Origin of the sequence: Rhodococcus antarcticus, from assembly GCF_026153295.1 — a bacterium.
Classification (GTDB): domain Bacteria; phylum Actinomycetota; class Actinomycetes; order Mycobacteriales; family Mycobacteriaceae; genus Rhodococcus_D; species Rhodococcus_D antarcticus.
Map to the genome: position 1 here is coordinate 3,512,017 of NZ_CP110615.1, position 11,336 is coordinate 3,523,352.

Consider the following 11,336-nt stretch of genomic DNA (forward strand, 5'->3'; position numbering starts at 1 on the left):
CTCCGGAGGGGCCCCCTCGACAGCGCTCGGCGCACCGCGGCGGCACAATCTGGGCGGACCGACCCGGATGTCGGCGGCCCGGGCCGGGCTCCCGTCGTGGCGACCCTCCCCCGGCTGGGTGGACGCAGCGCTGCCATCAGGCGCTTCCGGGCCGTCGCCTGCCTCGTGACTCCGGCCTGGCGCTGCGGACCTGCCTGCGGTGTGAACCAGCCAACGACTCCTGGCTGGTGTCATGGTTGTGGTACCCGGCATCAGTGTCGTCGTCACCGACCGCGACCACGCCCACCACGTTCGCCTGCACCCGCTGAAGCGTGCTCAGGGTCGTGCGCAGGCTGTCGAACGTGGTCGTCCCGAGCCGGGTCACCACCACGGTGCCTTTGACCGCCACGCACACCTGACCCGCGTCGCTGACCGCCAGCGTCGGTGTGGTGTCGACGATGACGACGTCGTAGGACGCGGCGAGCTCGGCGATGACGGCGCGCAGCCGCTGCCCCTCGAGCAAGGCGCTGGGGTCACGGGGGCTGGGCCCCGACGTCACCACCGTGACACCCGTGGGGTGAGTACGGGCCACCTCTCCGAGGCTGAGCTCACCGGCGAGCACGTTCGAGAGCCCCGTGTCGTTGTGCAGCTCGAAGTGCTCGTGCAGCGTGGGTCGACGGAGGTCTGCATCGACCACCGCCACCTGATGGCCGGCCTGCGAGCAGACCACCGCCAGATTCATGGCCAGGGTCGACTTGCCCTCCCCCGCCAGCGAGCTGGTGATGGCGAGCGTCGACGGGAACCCGTCCAGCCCCGAGAACAGCAAGCTGGTACGGATCTTGCGGTAGGCCTCGGTCCGAGGGGAGTCCGGATGGCTCACCGCGGGCAGGTGAGCTCCCTGCAGCTGGTTGGGCACGACACCGAGAACCGTGACCTCCAGCCGGTCCTCCAGTCCCCTCGAGTCACGAATGCGCTGGTCGAGGCGCTCGCGCAGAACAGCCAGCAGCAGGCCGAGCACGAGCCCGAGCGCCAGCCCGATCGCGGTGTTCACCACCGGGTCCGGCGAGACAGGGGTCGCGGGAAGCGCAGCAGCGCGTAGGACCTTGAACGCGAGCGGGGCGCGCGACGAGAGCTGCTTGAGCTGGATCAAGGTGTCGGGGAGGGTGTCCGGGTACGCGTTCGCGACCGCCTGAGCTGCGGCCGCGGACGACGAGGTGACGGTGATGGTGATCGTCGCCGAACCCGGGGCCGTTGCGGCGCTCACGGCGACCGACGGGGACGTGGTGAGTGCGGCGGCGCCAATCGCCGCCTGGACCGCCGGCGGCGTCACCGCGATCTCCGAGTAAAAGGCCGCGATGTCCGGCAAGGTGGTGGTGTACGCCTTTGAGCTCGGTCCGGCCGGATCAGGTCCGAAGGATGTGAGCGCCACGAGGAGGTCGGTGGAGGCTCGGTACACCGTTGGCTGCAACGCGGTCACCACCGCGGAAGCCGCGAGAGCCGCCACGACCACGATCAGCACGGTGCGCCAGCGGCGCCGCAGCACCTGGACGTAGTCACGCAGTTCCACGAAGGCAGCCCCGGATCTCGAGGTGTGGCCCCACCCGGGCCGACGCACCGCGATGCTACCGGTGGACCCCTCACTGTGGACCGGGCTGAGTCTCAGCGGGCGCCGCGGCGGCGGAGCACGGCCAGGACGGTGCGCACGACGATGAGCAGGTTCGCCGGCACCGAACCTGGTCCCGGCTCAGGTGCTGCGCAGCAGCGATGCCGCGGCCGCGACCCATGACGACGGCGACGAGCGCGTCGAGCACCCGCCAGGCGCCGGGGCGGGCGAACAGGGGGCGGGCAAGCCGGGCGCCGAGGCCCAGGGCGGTGAACCGGAGCAGGCTACCGATCGCGGCACCGGCGCCGAACGGCCACCGCTGCGCCCCGTGGGTGGCGGCGACCGTGCCGAGCAGCACGACCGTGTCGAGGTAGACGTGGGGGTTGAGCCAGGTCAGCGCCGCAGCCGTGCCCAGCGTCGCCCGCAGCCCCGCGCCCGGTCCGGCAGCCGGGGTCAGCACACCGGGGCGCACCGTGCGGCGGGCGGCAAGGGCCGCGTAGCCGATCAGCTCGACCGCCCCGGCCACCCGCACCACGGCGAGCACGCCCAGGTGTCCACCGACGAGCGCTCCCGCCCTCGCCACAGTGGGTAGGACCTCACAGAACGAGCCACCGAGCGTCGAGCTCGTCGCGCTGCGCGATCACCGCGCGGGTGGAGGCCGTAGCGTCGGGTCTCCCGCCGTCGCACGTGCTGGAGCCGTCCCATGCCGGAGCCCCTGCCCACCGCCGAGGTCGACCGCGTCCTCGTCGTGGTCGCCCATCCCGACGACGCCGACTTCGGCGCCGCGGGCACCACGGCCACCTGGACGCGGGCGGGGGTGGAGGTGACCTACCTGCTGTGCACCTACGGCGACCAGGGTGGCTTCGACGACACCCCGCGCGAGCAGGTGCCCGCCATCCGGGAGGCCGAGCAGCGTGCGGCCGCCGCCGCGGTGGGAGTGTCCGACGTCCGCTTCCTCACCGGGTACCACGACGGGTCGTTGGACCCCACCCGCGAGCTGCAGCGCGACATCGTCCGGGTCATGCGCCAGGTGCGCCCGCGCCGGGTGCTGACGCAGAGCCCGGAACGCTGGTGGGACCGCATCGGTGCCTCCCACCCCGACCACCTCGCCGCCGGGGAGGCCACGATCCGTGCGCTCTACCCCGCCGCCCGCAACCCGTTCGCCTACCCCGAGCTCCTCACGGACGAGGGCCTGGAGCCCTGGACGGTGGAGGAGGCCTGGCTCATGGCCGACGAGCGCGCCGACCACGCCGTCGACATCACCGACACCTTCGACGCCAAGCTCGCCGCCCTGCGCGCCCACGCCAGCCAGACCGCCCACCTCGGCGACGACCTGGAGGAGAGGCTCCACTCGTGGGGCAGGAAGGTTGCGGAGGACGCCGGGATGGCGCCGGGGCGGCTGGCCGAGGTCTTCCGGGTGATCGCCACCGGGTGAGACGCCGCCGCACCGGCACCCCCCGCCGGACAGCGGCGTGCTCGGGTGGGCGTGGTGGGTCAGCCCCCGGCGGCGGCCGGGGCGGCCCAGAGGTCGGGGCCGAAGACCTCGTAGCGGATGTGGTCCGCGGGGACGCCCCGGGCGAGCAGCGCGCCGCGGACCTGGCGCATGAACGGCAGCGGGCCGCAGGTGAACACGTGGACCCCGTCGGGCAGCGGCACGTCGGTGAGGTCCATCAGCCCGGTCCGGGCACGGTGGTCGTCGCGGTCCACGCTCTCGTACCAGGTGTAGCGGGTGAAGTCGTCGATCTGCCGGCCGGCGTGCAGCACCGTCTCGCGCAGCGCGTGGTCGGCCGCGGTGCGGTCGGCGTGGGCCACGATGACCGGGCGCTGGGGCTGGGTGCGCGCGATGTGCTCGACGATCGGGAGCACCGTGGTGATGCCGGCGCCGGCGGTGGCCAGCAGCAGCGGCGAGTCCGAGGACGGCACGACCAGGTCACCGGCCGGCGCGCTGACGTCGACCAGGTCCCCGACCCCGACCTGGTCGTGCAGGAACGACGAGACCCGGCCGTCCGGGTTCCCTCCCGTCCCGCGGACCTTGCGGACGGTGACCTGCAGACGGGTGCCGACAGCGGTCGAGGAGACGGTGTACTGGCGGGGCTGGCGGTCGCCGCCGGGCAGGTCCACGAACAGCGACACGTACTGCCCCGGCTCGATCTCCGGCACCGAGGCATCGTCGGCCGGCTCGAGGACCAGGGACACGACGTCGTCGGTCTCCTCGATCCGGCGCACCACCCGGTAGGGCCGGGTCGGGGTGGAGGGGTCGACGCCGGCGCGGGCGTAGAGGCGGGCCTCCTCGGCGATGAGCTGTGTCGCGAACAACCAGTAGACCTCGGCCCAGGCATCGGCCACGGCGGGGGTGACCGCGTCACCGAGGACCTCGGCGACCGCCGCGAGGAGGTGGTGGCCCACGATCGTGTACTGCTCGGGGCGGATGCCCAGGGACACGTGCTTGCCGGCGATGCGGGTCATGACGTGGTCGAAGGAGGGTGCGTCGGGGTCGATGAGCTGGACGGCGTAGGCCACCACGGAGGCGGCCAGGGCGCGGTTCTGCTCACCGGTGGCCTGGTTGGCCAGGTTGAACACCCGCAGCAGCTCCGGGTGCTCGGCCAGCATGCGCGGGTAGAACCGGGCGGTGACCTGCTCGGCGTGCTCCGCGACGACAGCGGCGGTCGCCGCGATCACCGCGGCGGAGCGGGCGGACAGCAGGCCGGTCGGGGCCGGGCGGGCGGGCAGGGTCGTCGTCATCGTCAGGGGTCTCCTCGTTGCTGCTCGGTGGTCGGGCACCCCAGGGTTGCGTGGCGGGGAGGGTGACGGACAGGGATGAAGGTCCCGACAATCGCCACGCCCGACCCCGGGGCCACGCGCGGTCAGGGCGCAGCGCGGAAGACGTCGGCCAGGGTGACCGTGCGCAGCGCGCGCTCGTGGATGATGTCGAGCAGCTGCGGGTAGGTGTGGGTCACCGCGGGGTGGTTCGCGTGCCCGATGACGATGTGCTGCGGCTTGAACCACAGCCGGGCCTGCCCGAGGAGGAAGTCCTCGGTGATCACCGAGGAGTCGCTCAGGCTGCCCTCCCACAGGGTGATGGTGGGGTGGCCGAGATCGGCGGCGACCCGGTCGGTGCGGGCGTTGTGGTGGCCGTAGGGCGGGCGGAAGAAGGGCTCGGGCGCAGCGCCGTAGGTGGAGCGCAGGAAGGCGTCGTTGCGGGTGATCTGGTCGGTCAGGGCCGAGCTGCTGATGGTGGTGACGTCGGGGTGGGACCAGGTGTGGTTGGCCAGCAGGACCTGCCCGGAGTCGACGAGCGGGCGCAGCGCGGGGGCGTTGTCGGTCCACGACCGGTAGACGCCGTTGACGAAGAACGTCAGCCGGACCCCGCTGTCCGCGCAGAACTGGGTGTAGGCGGCGACGACCTCGCTGCTGGTGCCGTCGTCAATGGTGAGCGCCAGGAGGTTGCCCTGCCCGGGCAGGGCGGTGATGACGCCCGTCGGTGCGGGCACCGCCGCGGGCAGGGGCGGGGTGGGGGAGGTCGGGGCAGAGGTGGTGGTCGTCGCGGTGGTGGAGGTCGGGGCAGGGGTGGGGGCCGGGCCGGTCGGGCCGGTGCCTGCGCTCGCGTCCGCGGCCACGTCAACCGGACGGTCGACCAGCTCGAGGCCCGCCCCGAGGGCGACCACGCCGGCAGCGAGACCGAGCAGGAGGCGGCGGCGGTCGAGAGCGCCCGGACCACGGCGGGGCGGGTGCGGGCGACGGGAGTGGTGCTGGCCGGGTGCGGTCACTCGGACGACGGTATCCCGTGCAGGGGTTCTCCCGCGTCGATCCGGCGCGCTCCGCCGTGGCGGCCCGGAGGCCTGACCCGCTGGGCATGATGGGCGCATGCGCCTGGCCACCTGGAACGTGAACTCCGTGACCGCCCGCCTGCCCCGGCTGCTGGACTGGCTGGCGACCGCGCAGCCGGACGTGCTCTGCCTGCAGGAGACCAAGACCTCGGTAGTGGCCTTCCCCACCGCCGAGGTCGCGGCCCTGGGCTACGAGTCGGCCGTCGCCGGGCAGGGTCGGTGGAACGGGGTGGCCGTGCTCTCCCGGATCGGCCTCGCCGACATCGCCACGACCTTCGCCGGGGCGCCGAGCTGGGACGCCGACACCGCGGCCGACACCCTGTTCACCGACGGCGCGGGCATCGTCGAGGCCCGTGCGGTAGGTGCCACCTGCGGCCCGCTGCGGGTGTGGTCGCTGTACGTGCCCAACGGCCGCGAGCCCACGCACCCGCACTACGCCTACAAGCTCGCGTGGCTGGAGGCCTACCGCGCCGCGATCGCCGACGAGGTGACCGCCGGCCCGTTCGTCGCGGTCGGGGACTACAACGTCGCCCCCACCGACGCCGACGTCTGGGACGTCGCGGCGTTCGCCGGCTCCACCCACGTGACGCCGGCCGAGCGTGACGCCCTGGCCGCGCTGCGCGAGCTGGGACTGAGCGACGTGCCGGCCCGGGCGCTGAAGAACGACGTCCCCTACACCTACTGGGACTACCGGGGCGGGGCGTTCCACAAGAACCTGGGCATGCGGATCGACCTGGTCTACGCGAGCGCGCCCGCCGCCGCCGCCGTGACCGACGCCTACGTGGACCGGGACGCCCGCAAGGGGACGGGCCCCTCGGACCACGCGCCGGTGGTCGTCGACCTGGATCTGTAGCGCGGCGGCCCGGCCGTAGGGTCGGCGCCGTGGACGAGCCGGTCGTGATGGTGGACCCGCCCGGCCGGGGGCGGCTGCGCACCGAGCAGCGCCGGGTCCGCTCGGGCGACGCCGACGCCGACCGCGTGCTCCGCCTGGACGGGGTGGCCCGGTACGCGCAGGACATCGCCTTCGACGACGTGCACGACGCGGCCGCGGGTGGCGACGAGGGCCTGTGGGTGCTGCGGCGCACCGTGATCGTGGTGCACCGGCTGCCGGTGTTCCACGACCCGGTGCAGGTGCGCACCTGGTGCTCGGGCATCGGCGCGCGGTGGTGCACCAAGCGGACCACCGTGAGCTCGGCCGGGGGCGCACGGGTGGAGGTGGAGGGCTTCTGGGTCACCGTGGACGCCGGGACCGGCCGCCCGGCCCCGCTCTCACCACGGATGGTCGCGATCTTCGCCCCGTCGGCCGCCCCGGAGCCGCTGCGCTGGCGGCGCCTGCTGCCCGCCCGCCCCGGTGGCACGAGCGGTGCTGTGCGCCGACCGGTCCCGCTGCGCTCCACCGACGTCGACTGGATGGGTCACGTCAACAACGCGACGTGCTGGTCGGTGGTCGAGCAGGTGCTGCCGGGGCTGCGGGCCACGCCGGTGGAGGCCGTCCTGGAGCACGCCGGCCCCATCGCGGCGGACGACCAGCTGGAGGTTCTCGTGGAGCCGGCGGCCGGGGCCACCCTGGTGTGGTTCCTGGTCGGCGACACCGTGCGCGCGGTGGCCCGGGTGCGCCCGGTCGGACGAGAGGTGCCTCCGCTGCCGAGTGGCTCGACTACCGAGTGATCGGTACGGTCGTCCGGTGACGACGGCGGAGACGGACGCGGCCGAGGTGTCCCGTGCGCTGCGCGAGGTCACCCGCGCCGCCTCCGCTATCGACCACGCGCTCACCCGAGCGCTGCACCTGCGCCCGCTGGACTACGCCGCCCTGGGTCACGTGATGTCCGCCGTGCAGCCGCTGGGCCCCGCCGAGCTCGGGGTGCGGCTCGGCATCTCCAGCGGCTCGGCCACCGAGCTCGTGGACCGGTTGGAGCACGCCGGGCACCTGCGACGGGAGCGGCACCCCGGCGACCGCCGCCGGATCGGCCTGCACGCGACCGAGTCCGCCGTCGGGGAGGTGCTCGGCGCGCTGGGACCGGTGGTCGCCGGGCTCACCGAGGTGGCCGAGGCGCGCTCGCCCGCCGAGCGCTCCGTCATCGCCGCCTACCTCCGCGACGTCGCCGAGCGGATGCAGGCGTTCGCGGACGACCAGTGAGCCACGCCCACCACGCTCCCCAGCCCCAGACCGCCCCACCGAGAGGCCACCGATGACCACCACCGCACCTGCGACCACCGTCGCCACCGGTGTCGACGACGCCCGCCTGGCCGGGCTGAGGCGGTGGAACACCGGCCTGACCGTGCTGCACGCCGCGCAGGCCGTCGCCGTCCTCGTGCTCGCCAGCAGCTTCGCGATCACCGTGACCTCGTCCTACCCCGCGGGCCCCCCGGGAACCGAGGTCCCCGCGGCGGCGCCGTTGTTCGACGTCCGCGTCGGGGTGGCGATCGCGGTGTTCCTGACCCTGGCCGCCCTGGACCACCTGATCACGGCGACCGTCGGTCGCAGTCGGTACGAGGCCGGACTCTGCAACGGCCGCAACATCTTCCGCTGGGTCGAGTACTCCGTGAGCGCCACGATCATGGTGCTGCTGATCTGCTTCTACGCCGGCATCACCGGCATCTCCGCCGTCATCGCCGTGGCGGGGGCCAACATCGCGATGGTCCTGTTCGGCTGGCTGCAGGAGGTGGCGAACCCCCCGGGGCGCACCACCACGACGATGCTGCCGTTCTGGTTCGGGTGCGTGGCCGGCGCGACACCGTGGGTGGTGCTGATCGTGAACTTCCTGGGCGCGGCGCAGATCCCGGGCTTCGTCTACGGCATCTTCGTGACGCTGTTCATCTTCTTCTCCAGCTTCGCGGTCAACCAGTGGCTGCAGTACCGACAGGTCGGCCGGTGGGCCAGCTACGCCCACGGCGAGAAGGTCTACCTGGTGCTCAGCCTGCTCGCGAAGTCCGCGCTGGCCTGGCAGATCTTCGCCGGCTCGCTCGCGGTCTGAGCCGGGCGCCGGCGCGAGGACTACCCGCGCAGCCCGTCGAGCAGCTCGGGGTAGCGCTCCAGGGTGGTGCGCAGCGACGTCGCCGGGTGGCCCGTGAGCCGCTGGACGGTGTCGGTCACGGGCGCCATCTCCCCGGAGGCCACCGCGGTGTACGTCGAGACCCAGCCGTCCACCTCGAACGGGGTGGCGTCGAGGTGGGCCCGGGAGGCGTAGGCCTGCGCAGGGGTCTCCCGCTCGTAGCGGACGCTGTGGCCGGAGAGCTCGGTCAGCGTGGCGGCCACCTCGTCGAGGGTGAGCGCCGCCGGTCCGGACAGGTCGTGGCGCTGCCCGTCGTGGGCGGTCGTCCCGTCGAGCAGCACGGTGGCCGCCACCTCGGCCACGTCGTCCACCGCCACCGCGGCGACCGCACCGTCGCCGGCCGGACCGCGGAGCACGCCGGGCTCGACGACGAAGGACGGCAGCACGTCCTGGTAGAACGCGTCGCGCAGCGCGGTCCAGCGCAGCCCCGAGGCCGCCAGGGCCGCCTCGGTGTGGAAGTGGTCGCGGCCGAAGGTGAACGTGCAGTCCGCGGGCGCACCCAGGAACGACGTGTAGACGACGCGCTGCACCCCGGCCGCGACGGCGGCGGACAGCGCGCGGGCGACGCGGGAGCCGATGCGGCCCGTGGACCCGGTGACGGCGATGGGGGGCGTGCCCGGCACAACCGCGGCGTGCGGCCCCTGCTTCCCGCACCGCGGGCCGCTAGCGTCAGCGGCATGCGAGTCCTGCTCACCGGAGCGGCCGGGTTCATCGCCGGCCACGTCAGCACCGCCCTGCACGACGCCGGCCACGAGGTGGTGGGGCTGGACGTCATGCTCCCGGTGGCCCACGGGGTGGACGCGCCCACGCCCGCCGGGATCGAGCGGGTGGACGTGCGCGACGCGGACGCGCTGACCGCGGTGCTCGCGGGCGTGGACGTCGTGTGCCACCAGGCGGCCATGGTCGGGGCGGGGGTGGACGCCGCGGACGCGCCGCTGTTCGCGGGTCACAACGACCTCGGCACCGCCGTGCTGCTGGCCGCGATGGCGGAGGCTCGAGTACGGCGGCTGGTGCTGGCCAGCTCGATGGTCGTCTACGGCTCCGGCCGCTACACCTGCCCCACCCACGGCACCGTCGAGCCCGCCCCGCGCACGACCGCGGACCTCGACGCCGGCGTCTTCGACTCCACCTGCCCGCACTGCGAGCGCCGGGTGGAGTGGGCCCTGGTCGACGAGGACGCCCCGCTGCGCCCCCGCAGCACCTACGCCGCCAGCAAGCTCGCGCAGGAGCACTACGCCCTGGCGTGGACCCTGGCCACCGGCGGTTCGGTCACCGCGCTGCGCTACCACAACGTGTACGGCGAGCACATGCCCCGGGACACCCCGTACTCCGGGGTCGCGGCCATCTTCCGGTCATCGCTGGAGGCGGGACAGGCACCGCGGGTGTTCGAGGACGGCGGTCAGGTGCGCGACTTCGTGCACGTCCGCGACGTCGCCCGGGTCAACCGGCTCGCGGTCGAGGCCGCGCTGGGCGGGTTCACCCCCCTCAACGTCTGCTCGGGCGTCCCGGTGACCATCGGTGCCGTCGCCGCGACCCTGGCCCGCGCGCACGGGGGCGCCGAGCCGGTGGTGACCGGTCAGTACCGCTCCGGGGACGTGCGGCACGTGGTGGCCGACCCCGCCCGCGCGGCATCGGTGCTCGGCTTCCGGGCGTCCGTCGGCCCCGAGGAGGGGATCACGGCGTTCGCCGACGCCCCGCTGCGCGCCGTCCCCGCCCGCGCCTGAGAGCCCCGGTCACGCGGCCCGGTCGGGCGGGGCGGCACCGGTGCGGTCGTCGATCCGCTCACCCGTGTAGCGCAGCGCCTCGGCGGCCACCGCGACGACGGGGACCGCGAGGAACGCCCCCACGATCCCGAACAGCGAGCCACCCCCGGTCACCGCGAGCAGCACCACGGCGGGGTGCAGCCGGAGGCTGCGGCTCTGCAGCACCGGCTGGAGCACGTTGCCCTCGACCTGCTGGACGAGCAGCACCACCGCGAGCGCCAGCAGGGCCGTGGTGAACCCGTTGGTCACCAGGGCGACGAGCACGGCCAGCGCCCCGGCCACCACCGCGCCGATGATGGGGATGAAGCTGAGGATGAACGTGAGCACGGCCAGCGGCAGGGCCAGCGGCACCCCCAGGACCACCAGCCCGAGCCCGATGAACGTGCCGTCGATGAGGCTGACCAGGGCCTGGGTGCGGATGAACCCGCTGAGCACCGTCCACCCCCGGCGGCCCACCTCCGCCACGTGACCACCCACGCGGTCACCCGCCACCCGCTGCACCCACGGCAGGAAGCGGTCGCCGTCCTTGGCGAAGTAGAACCCCAGCAGCAGCACGAGCACGGCGGTCACCAGGGCGGAGGTGACCACGCTGACCCCGGTGAACACGCCGCCGGCGATCACGCTGGCACTGCTCTGCAGACGGTTGGTGAGGGTGTCGACCGCGGCGGTGATCTGTTCGGACCCGAGGTTCAGCGGCGGGCCCGTGAGGTAGTCCCGCACCTGGCTGAGCCCGCCGGAGGCCTGGTCGGCGATGTCGCCCACCTGCCCGACCACCGAGGGCGCGACGCCGAGGACGAGCCCCACGAGCGCGGCGACGAACCCGAGCGTGGTGATCGCGGCCGCGGCGCCGGCCGGCACCCGGTGCCGCCGCAGCCAGGCGGTGGGCGGGGCCAGCACCGTGGCCAGCACCACCCCGAGCACGGCGGGCAGCACCACGACCCACAGCTGGCCGACGACGAGGCCGACCACCGCCGCCGCCGCGGCCACGAGCACCAGGCGCAGGCTCCAGGTGGCCAGCCACGCGCCACCGCTGCCCAGCACGGCGGCACGGTCGGGTCGGGGGCTGCCCGGTTCGTCACTCATGCCGCAGAGCGTCCCACCCGCGGGCGGA

The 11,336-nt window shown here is 74.1% G+C and carries 12 protein-coding genes; 6 read left to right on the top strand and 6 right to left on the bottom strand.

Going from position 1 to position 11,336, the window contains the following annotated elements:
* Positions 1–136 precede the first annotated feature (136 nt).
* Positions 137–1,546 (bottom strand): tyrosine-protein kinase domain-containing protein, encoded by a 1,410-nt coding sequence (locus tag RHODO2019_RS17120; protein ID WP_265382909.1) that lies wholly within the window; start codon positions 1,544–1,546, stop codon positions 137–139.
* Between the two features lie 70 nt (positions 1,547–1,616).
* Positions 1,617–2,165, bottom strand: a complete 549-nt coding sequence (locus tag RHODO2019_RS17125; RefSeq protein ID WP_265382910.1) for a LysE/ArgO family amino acid transporter — start codon at positions 2,163–2,165, stop codon at positions 1,617–1,619.
* 120 nt (positions 2,166–2,285) lie between these two features.
* Here RHODO2019_RS17125 and RHODO2019_RS17130 point away from each other — a divergent pair, with 120 nt between their 5' ends.
* Positions 2,286–3,017, top strand: coding sequence for a PIG-L deacetylase family protein (locus RHODO2019_RS17130; RefSeq protein WP_265382911.1), 732 nt, complete (start codon positions 2,286–2,288; stop codon positions 3,015–3,017).
* 59 nt (positions 3,018–3,076) lie between these two features.
* Here RHODO2019_RS17130 and RHODO2019_RS17135 read toward each other — a convergent pair whose 3' ends face one another.
* Positions 3,077–4,324, bottom strand: a complete 1,248-nt coding sequence (locus RHODO2019_RS17135) for a globin domain-containing protein (protein ID WP_265382912.1) — start codon at positions 4,322–4,324, stop codon at positions 3,077–3,079.
* Between the two features lie 122 nt (positions 4,325–4,446).
* Positions 4,447–5,268: a polysaccharide deacetylase family protein gene (locus RHODO2019_RS17140; protein ID WP_265384842.1), complete on the bottom strand. Its 822-nt coding sequence runs from the start codon at positions 5,266–5,268 to the stop codon at positions 4,447–4,449.
* A gap of 178 nt (positions 5,269–5,446) precedes the next feature.
* Here RHODO2019_RS17140 and RHODO2019_RS17145 point away from each other — a divergent pair, with 178 nt between their 5' ends.
* Genes RHODO2019_RS17145 through heR form a run of 4 tightly spaced genes read left to right on the top strand, consistent with a single transcriptional unit; the run spans position 5,447 to position 8,384 of the window.
* The gene (locus tag RHODO2019_RS17145; protein ID WP_265382913.1) at positions 5,447–6,262 is read left to right on the top strand and encodes an exodeoxyribonuclease III; all 816 of its coding nucleotides are present in this window, start codon (positions 5,447–5,449) and stop codon (positions 6,260–6,262) included.
* Positions 6,263–6,291: 29 nt separating this feature from the next.
* Positions 6,292–7,077: an acyl-[acyl-carrier-protein] thioesterase gene (locus RHODO2019_RS17150; protein ID WP_265382914.1), complete on the top strand. Its 786-nt coding sequence runs from the start codon at positions 6,292–6,294 to the stop codon at positions 7,075–7,077.
* Positions 7,078–7,093: 16 nt separating this feature from the next.
* Positions 7,094–7,546 (top strand): MarR family winged helix-turn-helix transcriptional regulator, encoded by a 453-nt coding sequence (locus RHODO2019_RS17155; RefSeq protein WP_265382915.1) that lies wholly within the window; start codon positions 7,094–7,096, stop codon positions 7,544–7,546.
* A gap of 52 nt (positions 7,547–7,598) precedes the next feature.
* On the top strand, positions 7,599–8,384 hold the full coding sequence (heR, locus tag RHODO2019_RS17160) for a heliorhodopsin HeR (RefSeq protein WP_265382916.1): 786 nt from the start codon (positions 7,599–7,601) through the stop codon (positions 8,382–8,384).
* Between the two features lie 20 nt (positions 8,385–8,404).
* Here the strand turns inward: heR and RHODO2019_RS17165 are convergent, their stop codons facing one another.
* The gene (locus tag RHODO2019_RS17165; RefSeq protein ID WP_265382917.1) at positions 8,405–9,085 is read right to left on the bottom strand and encodes an NmrA family NAD(P)-binding protein; all 681 of its coding nucleotides are present in this window, start codon (positions 9,083–9,085) and stop codon (positions 8,405–8,407) included.
* A 54-nt stretch (positions 9,086–9,139) separates the two neighbouring features.
* Between RHODO2019_RS17165 and RHODO2019_RS17170 the strand changes: the two genes are divergently transcribed.
* A complete protein-coding gene (locus RHODO2019_RS17170; RefSeq protein ID WP_265382918.1) occupies positions 9,140–10,186 on the top strand; it encodes an NAD-dependent epimerase/dehydratase family protein in 1,047 nt (348 codons plus the stop codon).
* 9 nt (positions 10,187–10,195) lie between these two features.
* Here RHODO2019_RS17170 and RHODO2019_RS17175 read toward each other — a convergent pair whose 3' ends face one another.
* Positions 10,196–11,308 carry an AI-2E family transporter gene (locus tag RHODO2019_RS17175; RefSeq protein ID WP_265382919.1) on the bottom strand — a complete coding sequence of 371 codons (1,113 nt, stop codon included), beginning with the start codon at positions 11,306–11,308 and terminating at the stop codon, positions 10,196–10,198.
* Positions 11,309–11,336: the final 28 nt, after the last annotated feature.